This window comes from Salinivibrio sp. ML198 (genome assembly GCF_001996015.1).
Lineage (GTDB): Bacteria > Pseudomonadota > Gammaproteobacteria > Enterobacterales > Vibrionaceae > Salinivibrio > Salinivibrio siamensis.
In genome coordinates this window covers 21760-35263 of record NZ_MUEZ01000008.1, presented here as the reverse complement: position 1 = coordinate 35263, position 13504 = coordinate 21760, and the positions used below count along the sequence as shown (strand labels likewise).

Annotated in this window: 17 protein-coding genes; 14 read left to right on the top strand and 3 right to left on the bottom strand. The window is 51.9% G+C overall.

The annotated features are described in order from the left end of the window. Positions 1–6: 6 nt before the first annotated feature. From BZG25_RS07115 to BZG25_RS07100, 4 genes are read left to right on the top strand one after another with little or no spacing between them, the layout of a single operon-like run. Positions 7–789 carry a ParA family protein gene (locus tag BZG25_RS07115; RefSeq protein WP_046074927.1) on the top strand — a complete coding sequence of 261 codons (783 nt, stop codon included), beginning with the start codon at positions 7–9 and terminating at the stop codon, positions 787–789. Further along, entirely contained in the window at positions 776–1927 is a 1152-nt protein-coding gene (locus BZG25_RS07110; RefSeq protein ID WP_077638740.1) for a chemotaxis protein CheW, read from the top strand. The genes BZG25_RS07115 and BZG25_RS07110 overlap by 14 nt, the downstream gene beginning before the upstream one ends. Positions 1928–1961: 34 nt before the next feature. Beyond that, the gene (locus tag BZG25_RS07105; RefSeq protein ID WP_046074925.1) at positions 1962–2450 is read left to right on the top strand and encodes a chemotaxis protein CheW; all 489 of its coding nucleotides are present in this window, start codon (positions 1962–1964) and stop codon (positions 2448–2450) included. Beyond that, a complete protein-coding gene (locus tag BZG25_RS07100; RefSeq protein WP_046074924.1) occupies positions 2450–2884 on the top strand; it encodes a DUF2802 domain-containing protein in 435 nt (144 codons plus the stop codon). Before BZG25_RS07105 ends, BZG25_RS07100 begins: the two co-directional genes overlap by 1 nt. A 21-nt stretch (positions 2885–2905) precedes the next feature. Here BZG25_RS07100 and BZG25_RS07095 read toward each other — a convergent pair whose 3' ends face one another. Both BZG25_RS07095 and BZG25_RS07090 read right to left on the bottom strand, forming a co-directional pair. Continuing rightward, positions 2906–3205 carry an EscU/YscU/HrcU family type III secretion system export apparatus switch protein gene (locus BZG25_RS07095; RefSeq protein ID WP_371326850.1) on the bottom strand — a complete coding sequence of 100 codons (300 nt, stop codon included), beginning with the start codon at positions 3203–3205 and terminating at the stop codon, positions 2906–2908. Beyond that, a complete protein-coding gene (locus BZG25_RS07090) occupies positions 3205–4014 on the bottom strand; it encodes a hypothetical protein (protein ID WP_077638739.1) in 810 nt (269 codons plus the stop codon). Before BZG25_RS07090 ends, BZG25_RS07095 begins: the two co-directional genes overlap by 1 nt. Before the next feature lie 120 nt (positions 4015–4134). On the opposite strand from BZG25_RS07090, the gene ccmA reads away from it, so the two are divergent. The 10 genes from ccmA to BZG25_RS07040 all read left to right on the top strand — a co-directional run bounded on the left by ccmA (position 4135) and on the right by BZG25_RS07040 (position 11985). Further along, positions 4135–4752, top strand: a complete 618-nt coding sequence (ccmA, locus tag BZG25_RS07085) for a cytochrome c biogenesis heme-transporting ATPase CcmA (protein ID WP_077578018.1) — start codon at positions 4135–4137, stop codon at positions 4750–4752. Next, positions 4749–5417 (top strand): heme exporter protein CcmB, encoded by a 669-nt coding sequence (gene ccmB / locus BZG25_RS07080; protein ID WP_077578019.1) that lies wholly within the window; start codon positions 4749–4751, stop codon positions 5415–5417. Before ccmA ends, ccmB begins: the two co-directional genes overlap by 4 nt. A 28-nt stretch (positions 5418–5445) precedes the next feature. Continuing rightward, positions 5446–6183: a heme ABC transporter permease gene (locus tag BZG25_RS07075; protein WP_046074920.1), complete on the top strand. Its 738-nt coding sequence runs from the start codon at positions 5446–5448 to the stop codon at positions 6181–6183. Further along, positions 6183–6389, top strand: a complete 207-nt coding sequence (gene ccmD, locus BZG25_RS07070) for a heme exporter protein CcmD (protein ID WP_077638738.1) — start codon at positions 6183–6185, stop codon at positions 6387–6389. The genes BZG25_RS07075 and ccmD overlap by 1 nt, the downstream gene beginning before the upstream one ends. Continuing rightward, positions 6386–6871, top strand: a complete 486-nt coding sequence (gene ccmE, locus BZG25_RS07065) for a cytochrome c maturation protein CcmE (protein ID WP_046074918.1) — start codon at positions 6386–6388, stop codon at positions 6869–6871. Before ccmD ends, ccmE begins: the two co-directional genes overlap by 4 nt. Continuing rightward, complete coding sequence (locus BZG25_RS07060; RefSeq protein ID WP_077606548.1) at positions 6868–8832, top strand: heme lyase CcmF/NrfE family subunit; 1965 nt, start codon at positions 6868–6870, stop codon at positions 8830–8832. The genes ccmE and BZG25_RS07060 overlap by 4 nt, the downstream gene beginning before the upstream one ends. Next, on the top strand, positions 8829–9380 hold the full coding sequence (locus tag BZG25_RS07055) for a DsbE family thiol:disulfide interchange protein (RefSeq protein WP_046074916.1): 552 nt from the start codon (positions 8829–8831) through the stop codon (positions 9378–9380). The genes BZG25_RS07060 and BZG25_RS07055 overlap by 4 nt, the downstream gene beginning before the upstream one ends. Beyond that, positions 9377–9943, top strand: coding sequence for a cytochrome c-type biogenesis protein (locus tag BZG25_RS07050; RefSeq protein ID WP_077638737.1), 567 nt, complete (start codon positions 9377–9379; stop codon positions 9941–9943). The genes BZG25_RS07055 and BZG25_RS07050 overlap by 4 nt, the downstream gene beginning before the upstream one ends. Further along, entirely contained in the window at positions 9940–11151 is a 1212-nt protein-coding gene (gene ccmI / locus BZG25_RS07045; RefSeq protein WP_077578023.1) for a c-type cytochrome biogenesis protein CcmI, read from the top strand. The genes BZG25_RS07050 and ccmI overlap by 4 nt, the downstream gene beginning before the upstream one ends. A gap of 75 nt (positions 11152–11226) precedes the next feature. Next, positions 11227–11985 carry a VacJ family lipoprotein gene (locus BZG25_RS07040; protein WP_077578024.1) on the top strand — a complete coding sequence of 253 codons (759 nt, stop codon included), beginning with the start codon at positions 11227–11229 and terminating at the stop codon, positions 11983–11985. Positions 11986–12068: 83 nt separating this feature from the next. Here the strand turns inward: BZG25_RS07040 and BZG25_RS07035 are convergent, their stop codons facing one another. After that, complete coding sequence (locus BZG25_RS07035) at positions 12069–13421, bottom strand: outer membrane protein transport protein (protein ID WP_077638736.1); 1353 nt, start codon at positions 13419–13421, stop codon at positions 12069–12071. Positions 13422–13504 lie beyond the last annotated feature (83 nt).

Sequence of the window (13504 nt, the reverse complement as noted above, 5' to 3'; positions counted from 1 at the left end):
TGGGGCTTGATAGTCTGGAGTATCGCCAACCAAAAGGGCGGTGTTGGTAAGACAACCACCACGGTGACATTGGCAGGATTGATTAGTGAACGTAAGAAACGTGTCCTGCTAGTGGATACGGATCCACACGCTTCTCTCTCGACCTATTTGAATTTTGATTCAGAGCAGCTGCCAGCGAGCTTGTTTGATTTGTTTCAACTACAAACTGTCAATAAAGAGACGGTGAAGCCGCTCATTGTCAAAACACAGTTTGAGAATATGGACTTAATTCCTGCACACATGTCGCTGGCGACGTTAGACCGTGTGATGGGGAACCGGGGTGGCATGGGGTTGGTGCTAAAAAAAGCACTGGATGCATTGGCTGACGAATATGACTATGTGTTGATTGATTGCCCACCGATTTTGGGCGTGATGATGGTCAACGCGTTGGCGGCCAGTCATCGTGTATTGATCCCGGTTCAGACCGAGTTTTTGGCGATGAAAGGGTTGGAACGTATGATGCGCACGTTGCAGATCATGCAAAAGTCTCGTAGCTCTAACTTTAATCTCACTATCATTCCAACCATGTACGACAAGCGTACGCGGGCATCGCTGGAAACCCTACAGGAGCTTAAAATTCGCTATAGCGATCAGGTCTGGGCCTCAGCCGTGCCTATCGATACTAAGTTTCGAGATGCAAGCTTAAAGCATATGCCAGCGTCTTTCTATGCGAAAAATTGCCGTGGTGTATTTGCCTACAAAACTCTATTAACCTATTTGGAGCGACTGGAGCAGGATGAACAAGCATAATGCCCTATCCAGTGGTCAAGCGCTCGACGATTACTTTGAGGCCCTGCTGGATGACTTAGGTGAGGTAGCCCAACCAGGCAAACAGCCTGTAGAGCCCGCTCGTGCCACGCCGGAGGTGTCGTCTGCATCGTACCTCGGTGATGCTTCCCCACGGCTTCAGCCACAACCTGTCACGGAGGCAGTAACACCAGAACCGGTCGCGTATGCTGAACCAGAACGTGACTTGGCGGAAGTTGAGCGGTTACTTGCCCAGCTCAAAGTCGATGAAGAGGCGGAGCTGGAAGCGAAAACGGCGACCCAAACTGAGGAAGACGTTGCCCAAGAGACGGCCGAGCAGGTTGTCGATCCTGTTGTGGAAGAGGCACAAGAGCAAACCCTTGAAACCTATACCATGGCCGATTGGGGGCTTGATGTTGAGGAGCAGGTTCAGGTAGACGAGGCGGTCCCTGAGGTAGAAACTCTTACCGAGACCGAGACCGAGACCGAGACCGAGACCGAGACCGAGACCGAGACCGAGACCGAGACCGAGACCGAGGAAGAGGTCAGCGTAGAGGCCGACGTCGTTGCCCCTGAAGCCGATATCGGGGTGACTGAAGAGGTTGAGCAAGCAGCCCACACGCAGGAAACGGTGGAGGCTGACACCCAAGCGGGAGAAGATCTTCCTCCTACTCAATGGGAAAATGCTGAAACTGAAGCAGAGTTTCAGGTATTATTCTTTGAAAGTATGGGCGTGACCTACGCGGTCCCTTTAGCCGAACTTGGCGGTATTCATCAATTGGGCGAGTGCAATCGCCTTATCGGTCGGCCTGATTGGTATCTAGGATTACAGACAGAAAAGCAACAACAGCTTGATGTTGTCGATACCGCTCGCTGGGTGATGCCAGAAAAACTGGCAGATAATCAGCACAGGGACGACTATAATTATATTGTGATTCTGGGCGATAGTAAGTGGGGGCTGGCGTGTGATCAGTTACTCGGCACCCAGGCGCTCAGTGGCAAAGCGATTCGCTGGCGAAAACAAGCGGGAAAGCGGCCTTGGCTAGCGGGCATGGTAAAAGAAAAAATGTGTGCTCTGATCCATGTTCAAGCATTTATTGCTATGTTAAATCAGGGGATTGACGCCAAGGCGATGGCGTAATAACTAGTTACACAGCGCGTAAAGAGGAAAATCAATGTCTCAGGTAGCTGAAGTTCAAAAAGAAGGCGTCAATGACGAGGTGTTGCAGTGGGTTACTTTTCAGCTCGAAGAAGAGACCTACGGCATTAATGTGATGCAGGTGCGTGAAGTGCTGCGTTACACCGAAATTGCACCCGTACCGGGCGCCCCTGACTATGTATTAGGTATTATCAACTTGCGCGGCAACGTCGTTACCGTGATCGACACGCGTTCACGTTTTGGCTTAGCCTCTACCGAAGTGACGGATAATACCCGCGTGATCGTTATCGAAGCCGAGACCCAGGTGATTGGTATTATGGTTGATAGCGTCGCGGAAGTGGTGTATCTGAAAACATCAGAAATCGATACCACGCCAAGTGTTGGCACTGAAGAAAGCGCTAAGTTTATTCAAGGCGTGAGCAACCGCAATGGCGAGCTTCTTATCTTGGTTGATCTCAACAAGCTGTTGACCGACGAAGAATGGAATGAGATGGCAATGCTGTAATGATGGAGCTTGTGCTGACGTGGTCGCCTGTTGCTGTGACGGTGGTGTTTGCCATCGTTGCTTTATGGCGCCTTCGCGCAGAAAAGCGTGCCAGGCAGCGACTAGAGAATAAGCTGCAAGCTATGGAAACCGTGCTCAAGAGTGCGCGTCAACGCCATGACAGCTTAGCGAAGCAATTTAATGAATTGCGGGCAGGTAGCATGGGGATGGGGCAGAAGCTCGCCGATTTATCTGCCAATGTGGATGAGTTGTTAGAAAAGCATGTTGAGCTTGAAATGCAGGATTCGGAAAGCCGTCTCTATAGTCGAGCCAGTAAAATGGTTGATTTGGGCGCGGATGTTGACGAGTTAATGCAAGAGTGTGATCTCCCCAAAGCAGAGGCCGAATTGCTGCTTAATCTGCGTAAACGACAAGCTGCCAATCAGCAGCGCTAACCACCCAAGCTCTCCGATACCCTATACCAAGGTGTCTATCGGTGTATGTCCCTGCCAACCTGGCGGGGTCTTTCCTTCCAGTACCCAAGCGTACGCAATCAATTCGGCAATCACTCGATAGAGCTCAGGTGGAATCTCATCATCTTTATCTAATCGGTCTAGCCAGGCGAGTAAATGAGCATCTTGATGAATGAGTGCACCTTGTTCACTCAAGGCCTCAATCAGCTCCAGTGCGAGTTTATCCGTGGCTTTTGCTTTGACTTTTGGGGCATGGTAGCCGTCATACCCGAGAGCCACTGCGCGTTGTTTATCTTTCATCATTAAACCCTCATGGAAATGCCAGCGGCTGGCACATCACCCTCTGATTCTGGTTCGGTTTCATCGATCTCTTCACTGATCGCTATATCTAAGGCAATCGCTTGATGCGCAAACCGCTCACTGAGCCAGTCAAGCGTTTGATGAATGCGGTGTTTGAGTGTCGTTGTCGGTGCGGTCAGTGTGAGTGCTCTTTCGTGCTTGGACAAGGTTAAATCGGCACGGACAAATTGGTGCCTAACGGGAAGATATAGGCGAACGTGCCACTGAACCGTTTCCTCAGTGGAGGGGGATGTTTGTTCACCTTGTTTTTTTGCCGTGACACGAACGGGCGGCCGCTGGAGATCGGAAAAAGGTAATACCCATTGCCACTCGCCAGGGCGTGATGACTCAGCCACTCTTTGCTCGGCCATCAGTCTTAATGCACCCGTAAGATTATCGCCCTCTGACTGGGGCGAGAGCCATTGCTTGAGTAGTGTGGCAAGCAACTTATCGGCAGGGCGTTGTGTGAGCCACTGGACAATGGTGTCTGAACTGGTTCCCTGTTGATGGCCGGGAGTGGGAAGCGTCCAAGCGGTAAGTAGTGATTGCATTAACGCTTGGGTTGATGCCGGTTGTTGTCTCATGGTGGCAGTCAGTGCAGGTAACAAATGTAACTGGGCTAACACATCGGCCAACCCTGTGCTGGCCGCGGTATGAATTAGGGTAAATTGTGCCTGCGACAGCGCGCGGCCATCGATTGATGGCAAGGACGGTGAGGCGATGGCTGCGGGTTTTACCATCAAATGCTGTAGATTGGTTGGTGCAATCTTCATGGTTTCTCACAATTATTTACGCGAGTCACACTTTGCAACCCTGTGGTAACTAACAGTCATTTTGACCATTGTGGTACTATGCGTCCACTTTTGTAACACAAGCAGGATGCAACATTTGTCATGTTGGAAGTGAAACAGCTTTGCTGTGTTCGTGATGACCGAGTGTTGTTTGATGCGCTGACATTCTCTCTGGCTCCTGGTGATCTCGTACAAGTAGAAGGCCCAAATGGAGCAGGCAAAACCACATTATTGCGTATCATCGCTGGCCTTGGGTTGGCGGACAGTGGCGAGGTCTGTTGGCAGCAGCAGGCGATCACCCAACAACGCGATGCCTTTTATCGCGATCTTCTTTTTTTAGGTCACACCACAGGGGTCAAGCGCGAACTCACCGCGTTTGAAAATCTGGCCTATTACATGCAGATGCATGGACGGTGTGATCATGATGCAATTTGGCAAGCACTTGCCAAGGTCGGTTTGGCGGGGCGTGAGGATATCCCCGCGGGACAGCTGTCTGCGGGACAAAACCGGCGCGTTGCCCTCGCACGGCTTTGGTTAAGTGACCGGCGATTGTGGATTCTCGATGAGCCGCTGACGGCGATTGATAAACAAGGGGTGAAAGTGCTTGAAGCTGTGTTTGAGCGGCATGTGCAACAAGGCGGAATGGTGCTATTTACCACTCACCAGGACATGTTTGTGGGTCACCCGCTATTGCGTCGTATTCGTTTGGGGGCGCAATGATCAAAGCGATGTGGTTGATTATTCGCCGAGAGCTAAAAGTCGCTTTTCGTCAGCCGGCTGATAGTCTGAACCCTTTGTGGTTTTTTATTATTGTGATCACCTTATTCCCGCTCGGTGTTGGGCCAGGCCCTCAGTTACTGCAGACCATCGCCCCCGGCATTATCTGGGTCGCGGCATTACTGTCTGCACTGCTGTCACTTGAGCGTTTGTTCCGTGATGACTACCTTGATGGGTCGCTTGAGCAAATGATGTTGATGCCCGTCCCCTTGCCGCTGTTAGTGATTGCTAAAGTCATTGCCCACTGGTTATTGACCGGCTTGCCCTTGTTATTAGTCAGCCCAGTGTTGGCGTTATTACTATCGCTAGATGGGGTCCAGTATCAAGCGGTGGTGATGACCCTATTGTTGGGCACGCCCACATTGAGTTTTGTTGGCGCGATCGGGGTTGCCTTAACAGTGGGTCTTCGCAAGGGAGGTGTTCTTCTGAGCTTGCTGATCCTCCCGCTTTATATTCCTGTACTGATTTTTGCCACCTCAGCAATTGATATGGCGGGATTCGGTGCAGACATCAATGGACAGCTGGCGATCCTTGGCGCCATGTTGGCCGGGTCCGTCACCCTGGCCCCCTTTGCTATCGCCGCCGCATTGCGTGTGAGCGTGAACTAATTATTAATCAGGAAGTAGAGCAATTGTCATGTGGAAGTGGCTTCACCCTTACGCAAAGCCGGAAGTGAGCTACCGGCTGTGTGGAAAACTTCTCCCTTGGTTTGCTGTGTTGGCAGGCTTGAGCTTGGTTGTGGGCATGGTTTGGGGCTTAGCCTTCGCGCCAGCAGACTACCAACAAGGCGATAGTTTTCGCATTATCTATATTCATGTCCCTGCCGCTATTTGGTCGATGGGCGCCTATATGTCGATGGCCATCGCGGCGTTTATTGGTCGAGTTTGGCAGTTAAAAATGGCGGATTGGGCGGTGGGTGCTATTGCACCAGTGGGGGCCGTGTTCACCTTTATCGCCTTAGTCACTGGGGCCATTTGGGGCAAGCCCATGTGGGGCGCGTGGTGGGTGTGGGATGCACGCCTCACGTCTGAGTTAATTCTATTGTTCCTCTACATTGGTGTCATGGCTTTGTATAACGCGTTTGACGATGCACGCACGGCCTCGCAAGCGGCGGGGATCTTGGCGATGGTGGGAGTGATTAACCTGCCTATTATCCACTTTTCGGTTGAATGGTGGAACACGCTGCATCAAGGCGCCACGATCACTAAGTTTGCCCGCCCTTCGATCGACCCTGGGATGCTTTGGCCGTTACTTGTTTGTTTATTAGGCTTTGCCTGCTTTTTTGTCGCCTTGACCTTGATGGGACTGCGTAATCAAATTTTATTAAGAGAGTCTCACCGGCCTTGGGTACGTGCACTGGCGGAGGGGAAATAATGCATTTTGAGAGTTTTAGTGCGTTTTTAGCGATGGGAGGCTATGCCGCTTATGTCTGGAGCGCATTTGGTATCACGGCGGCTGCGATGCTGGCACTCATCCTTGGTTATCGACGGACACATAAAAAACGCCTGCAAGCGGTCAAACAGCAAATCGCCCGTGAGCAGCGAATAAAAGATGCACAAGCACTGGAGAACACATTATGACCCCCCGACGTAAAAAACGGTTGTGGATCACGTTAGCGTTGCTAATTGGTGTTTCGACCACTATCGGTTTGGTTTTGTATGCCTTGAACCAAAATATGGATCTGTTCTACACACCGACTGAAATCGTGCAAGGCAAGCCGGATGGAAGCAAGCCCGAGGTGGGCCAGCGCTTAAGAATTGGCGGCATGGTGGTGGAAGGTTCAGTGAAGCGCGATCAGGAATCGTTGCAAATTCAGTTTGACGTTGCCGATGTGGGTCCCGCCGTCACCGTGACGTATGAAGGTATTTTGCCGGACCTTTTTCGGGAGGGGCAAGGTATTGTCGCCCAAGGCGTGCTGGTTAACTCACGCACTGTGAAAGCGAGTGAGGTGTTGGCTAAGCATGATGAAGAGTATATGCCGCCTGAGATAGCCGAGGCGATGGAAAAGAATCATCAGCCGCTTGAATACACAGAGGAGCAAAAACAAGGTAGTCAGTTATGATTGTTGAGCTCGGGCATTATGCGTTAATCCTGTCGTTGGGACTGGCGCTGTTATTGAGTTTCTATCCGCTGTATGGCGCCAATCAGGGCCATGAAGGGATGATGAAAATGGCGCGTCCTCTCTCTTTGGGGATGTTCGCCATGTTGCTGTTTTCTTTTATCGCGTTGAGTTGGGCATTTTATACCAACGACTTTACGGTGGCCTATGTCGCGAGCAACTCCAACAGCGCCTTGCCTTGGTACTATCGCTTAACCGCAGTTTGGGGGGCGCACGAGGGGTCACTGTTACTTTGGGTGCTGATTCAGGCACTTTGGACCGTGGCGGTGGCGGTATTTAGCCGTGGCATGCCGTTGTCTTCGGTCGCACGGGTATTGGCCGTGATGGGAATGATTTCGGTCGGTTTCTTGTTGTTTATTATTCTTACCTCGAACCCGTTTGACCGCACCTTGCCTTATTTCCCCGTCGACGGGCGTGACCTCAACCCATTGTTGCAAGATCCGGGACTCATTGTGCACCCTCCTATTTTGTACATGGGGTATGTAGGTTTTTCGGTCGCCTTTGCGTTTGCTATTGGTTCACTGCTCGCGGGACGTTTGGACACCGCGTGGGCGCGCTGGTCGCGTCCTTGGACCACCGCCGCATGGTTATTTTTAACCTTGGGCATCGCGCTCGGCTCTTGGTGGGCCTATTACGAGCTTGGCTGGGGCGGCTGGTGGTTCTGGGATCCGGTCGAAAACGCCTCATTTATGCCTTGGCTGGCGGGAACCGCTTTGATGCACTCTTTAGCGGTGACAGAAAAGCGTGGCACCTTTAAAGCGTGGACGGTATTACTCGCCATTTCTGCGTTCTCACTTAGCTTATTAGGGACATTCTTGGTGCGCTCCGGGGTGCTGGTATCGGTGCATTCGTTCGCCTCCGATCCGGCGCGTGGCTTGTTTATTCTTGGCTTTCTTGTGGTGGTGATTGGCGGTTCATTGCTGCTTTATGCGATGCGCGCCTCTGAGATCAAAGGGCGCACAAAGGTGTCGTTCATTTCACGAGAAAATGCCTTGCTGGTTAACAATACCTTATTAATGACAGCGCTTGTCATCGTCCTCATTGGCACCTTATTGCCGCTTGTGCACAAGCAGTTGGGCCTTGGCTCGGTGTCGATTGGCGAGCCCTTCTTTAACTTCCTGTTTGCGTGGCTGATGCTACCGTTTGCCTTTTTCCTCGGCATTGGACCTTTGATTCGCTGGAAGCGTGACAAGCTGTCAACCTTAGCCAAACCGATGCTCGTGAGTGGTATTGCGGCTGTTGTTCTAGGTGTCGGTGCCATCGCAACCTTAGCGGACAGTTTCAAAGCGATGGCGGCAATGGGCGTAACCATGGCGCTGTGGATCACCTTCCTACATGGCTATGAGCTTCACTTGCGTGCTACCCATCGTCATGCCTTTACGGTAGGGATTAAAAAACTGGGGCGCAGCCATTGGGCCATGGTGCTGGGTCATATCGGCCTTGCGATCACCATTATTGGGGTGGCAATGGTCGAGAATTATGACATTGAGCGTGATGTCAAAATGGCGCCGGGCAGCAGCGTCACTTTGCAAGGTTATACCTTTAAGTTTACGGACTTATCAGACAAGCAAGGACCTAACTACCAGGGTTACGTGGCCTCGTTTGATGTATACCGTGGTGATACCTTTATCAACCATTTGGATGCCGAAAAGCGGTTCTATTCCGTGCAGCGCTCGATGATGACAGAAGCCACGATTGATCGCGGCTTCACCCGTGATCTCTATATTGCCATGGGTGAAGAGCTGCCTGATGGCTCATGGGCAATGCGACTTTACTACAAACCCTTTGTGCGCTGGATTTGGTTCGGTGCCATTGTCATGGCATTAGGTGGTGCGTTAGCGATCAGCGATAAGCGCTACCGGTTTCGTCGCAAGCAGGCACCGAAGCAGGAGGCCAGCGTATGAAGAAGTTACTTTGGTTTTTGCCATTATTGGCGTTTGCGGCACTGGCGGGCTTTTTTGTCGCTCAACTCGACAACAACGCCAAAGGGGATGATCCGACCAAGTTAGAGTCAGTATTAGTGGGCAAGCCTGTGCCCGCTTTTCACCTTGAGGATCTACAAACCCCGAGCAAGGAGTATGACCAAGCCATTTTCACGGGCGAGCCACTGCTGCTGAACGTATGGGCCACCTGGTGCCCGACCTGTTATGCCGAACACCAGTTTTTGAATAAACTGGCGGCGCAAGGGGTAAAAATCATTGGGCTTAATTACAAAGATGATAGGCAAAAAGCGGTCAAATGGCTGAACAACCTGGGCAACCCCTATCAGATTAGTTTGTACGACGGTGATGGGATGTTAGGGCTTGATTTGGGTGTGTACGGTGCGCCTGAAACGTTTTTGATTGATGCTAACGGCGTGATTCAGTACCGGCACGTGGGTGATGTGAACGCTCGTAATTGGCAGGAGACCCTCAAGCCGAAGTTCGACGCATTGAAGGAGGTTGACGGATGAAGCGACTGATCCTACTCAGCGTGCTGTGGCTGAGCGCGACCTTGGCGTTAGCGAATGCGATTGACGTGTACCAATTCGACTCGGCCGAGCAAGAGGCTCGGTTTCGTGCCCTCACCAGTGAGTTACGCTGTCCCAAGTGTCAAAATAACAGCATTGCCGATTCTAACGCTGAGCTTGCGCAGGATTTACGCCAAAAAGTGCACCAAATGTTACAGCAAGGTCGGACGGATGAGGAAATTCGCAGCTTTATGATCGCGCGTTACGGCAACTTTGTGACTTACAATCCGCCCGTCACCGCATCAACTGTGATTCTATGGCTGGCGCCTGCGCTGGTGCTGATGTCTGGCGTGGGGGTGATGATAGTGCGCAGCCGACGTGCCAAGCAGACCATCAATCACGCGTTGAGCGATGAGGAGCAGCAACGACTCGATGCGCTGTTGTCATCGACAGAAGGGGATGATGATTCACCTGCAGGCACCTCAGCAACGAACATGGATACCCCCGCGGAGCAACCGGCGTCATCTGAGCATGCGTCAACCCAGCAAAATAAGGAGCCAAAATGATTGAGTTTTGGGGCGCGACCTTGGTGTTTTTTGTCCTTGGCGCAGTGATGTTTTTGTGGCCCCTTTGGCAAAAAAGTGAGCACGATCATCAGGGGAGCCGTGATGCACTCAATAAAGCCTTTTACTTTGACCGTGTGGAAGAAATTGAAGCGGAAAGTGCTGAAGGCTTAATCGATAATGCACGCGATCTGAGGCAGGATCTGCAGCAATCATTGCTGGACGATATCCCAGAAAAGGAGAAAGCCAAACAAGCGCGTCATTTGCGCCTGACGCCGATGCAGTGGGTGCCAGGTTTAGTCGTACTAGCGGTGGTCAGCTTCGGCTTGTATGGCATTGAGGGCAGTGCCAACCAAGTGGCACAGTGGCAACAAACTGCCCAACAGTTACCGTCATTGTCCAAGCGTCTACTGGACAATGAACAGCCGCTGACGCAACAAGAGATGCAAGACTTAACCTTGGCGCTGCGCACGCGCTTGCAGCATGAGCCGACCGATAGTACAGGGTGGCTGTTGCTGGGTCGTATTGGCCTTGCTAATCGAGACGGTGAAACGGCCAAGGGCGCAATGGAAAAAGCCTATGCCTTGGCGCCTTCACAACCTGATGTTCAAGTCGGGCTGGCGCAAGCCTTGCTGTTTGCCGGTGATGAGGCAGACAGTGTGCGGGCGCAGAATTTATTAAAATCCGTGGTGAAAGCGGATCCCTTTAATCTGCAGGCGATGTCGTTGCTCGCTTATCAAGCGTTCGAGCAAGGGCGATATCAAGATGCCATTGCCACGTGGAAGGCGATGAAAACCTTGATAGGCAGTGACGATCCGCGTAACCAGACGTTAGATCAGTCGATCGCACGTGCGAAGCTAGCGCTTAACAGCGCCGATGGTGCGAAAGTCGCGGTAACAGTGGCACTGGGTCAGCAAGTGCAGTTACCCCAGGACGGCGTGGTGATTATTTCCGCGCATGCATCGGCAAACTCACCGATGCCAATCGCGGCCAAGCGCCTGCCTTTATCGAAGTTTCCCTTGTCTGTAGATTTAGCAGACACTGACAGCTTAAATCCTAATCAGGCGTTATCCTCGTATGATAAGGTGGTGATTCGGGCGCGGATTGACCAAGACGGCAATGTGGCCACCAAGCAAGGTGATTGGATTGGGCAGAGTTCTGAGGTAAGCGTGGGCAGCCAGGCTGAACTGGTTATCGACAAACAGCAATAACCAAGACAGAATAGTCATCATTGTTAGCAAGGCTGGGCATTCCCAGCCTTTCATTATGTAGAGGAATGCCATTTAATGTGGAAACGTCTGTGTTTGATGGTGGCGGTACTTGGCCTGCTAACCGGTTGTGTATCACGTCCACCAGGGGCAGAGCCGCACCCTGAAGACCCGCTAGAAGGCTTTAACCGTGCGATGTGGACGGTCAATTACGATTACTTGGATCCCTATGTCGCGCGCCCCGTCTCGATTGCGTATGTCGATTATGTGCCGAGCCCCGTGCGTACCGGGATTTCTAACTTTTTGGGCAACCTCGAAGAGCCTGCCAGCTTTTTGAATAGTTTGATCATGCTGGAAGGCGAGAAAGCCGCGACCCATTTTAACCGCTTTTGGATAAATACCTTTTTTGGCTTGGGTGGCTTGATTGATATCGCGTCAGCGGCTGATATTCAAAAATATGATCAGCGCGAATTTGGTGATGCGATCGGACACTATGATGTGGGAACGGGCGCGTACATTATGCTGCCTGGCTATGGCCCCACCTCGGTGAGAGAGGGCGCGGGCGAAGTCGTTGATGGCCTGTATCCGCCGCTTGCGTTACTCACCCTGCCGCAGTCGGTTTTAAAATGGATGTTTGATGGGATGGAGTCGCGCGCCGCGTTAGTGTCTCAAGAGTCGCAATTGGATAACTCACCGGACCCTTACGCGTTTGCCCGTGAGGCTTACCTGCAAAACCGCCGCTATCGTGCCAAAGGGGATGAAGCGCTTGAGCAACAACCTGCTTTGGATGATGAGTTTCTCGATGATTTTATCGATGATATCGATGCCGCGCCGTAAATCAGCGTAAGCGAGTTAGGTAAAACGCGATAAAAAACACCACGGCCAAAGCCGTGGTGTTTTTGTTGGATAAGGCGTGATGCTTAGAAACGATAGCTGGCTTGCACGCCGACTAACCACACATTACCGGTGGTTTCGCCTTCAAAGTTACCACCAAACGCTGAGCCTGACTGGTCGGACTCAATACCATCACGCGGCTCTTTCACCGGGGCATCTTTGGCAAACACATAGGTAAACGCCGCATCCAGCGTGAGCTTGGGGGTCACGTCATAGCCGGCGCCCACACTCAACCACGTCCGGTCAGTTTCTGGGATAGTCAGGGTGCGGTTTTTATCGCTTACCGCCGAGGTGTCATAGGCAACGCCTGAGCGCAACGTCAGTTTCTGATCCCACTGATAGGTGGTGCCGATGGCAAAGCGGTAGTTATCTTCCCAGTTTTCTACTTTCACCATCTTTGGATCACTCGAAAGGGAGGGAATGTTCGCCTCGAGTTTGTCAAAGCTGCTCCACTCGGTCCAGTTAATACTGGTGTGTACCGCCCACTGCTCAGTCAGTTGATGCAACGAAGAGAGCTCGGCGGTCGCGGGGAGGGTGAGATCCATACTGCCTGAATAGTGGTTATCACTCAGATAATCTGCTCCAGCAAGTTGACCTTTTTGAATCGCTGCTAGGTTGTAAGTTAGCCCTTCTGCATGCCCATCTAATGTCAGGTTTACTTCAGAGCGATAGTTAACGCCGACCCGATGCTTGTCATTGAGGTCGTACACGGCACCCAATTGCCAACCCCAAGCACGATCATCGCCTTCCATGTACTTCAGAGTGCTGTGGTCAGGAACAGGGCTGCCAGCAAGTGGGCCTGCGCTAGTAGGTAGTTGAGCGTCTTTACTACTTTTCGCTCCAATACTGCCTTCCCCCAACACATAGCGGATACCGGCGCCGAGGCGTAATTGCTCGGTGGCTTTCCAAGCGATATTAGGGTTGATTTCAAAGGTAGTCACCGCCGCTTCGTTACCAAACTGGGTCCCAGTAAAGTCATTGCCCAAATCGGTTTCCATGCCAAAGTTGGTCGCCAGAGCTAAGCCCGCGGTAAAGCGATCGTCGATTTGATGGGCGAAATAGAAATTAGGGATCACGGCATCATGGGCAACATCATCGGTTGATGTTTGACCGTACTGAGAGTTTTTACCATCAATATCGACGTTAGGGTTCACGTAGATGCCACCGGCTGATACTTGCGTGTCGGCAAGGTAGCTTAATAGCGCAGGGTTACGAAATTGCGCACTGGCGTTATCCGCCATTGCTGCTTCCCCTGCGAAAGCGCGGCCAAGGCCGGTTGCTGAGGTTTCTGCGAGCTGAAAACCGGCACTGTGTGCGGTCGTGGAAAGAGAGCCGAGCGCCGTGGCGACGGCAAGATAAACGATCTTATTATTTTTCATCTGCTTACTTGTTCGCTGTATAAAGGGAGGCCTAGAGTAAAAGCTCGCGTGCGTAAATCAATTTCTCGCTACGATAAAGGGTA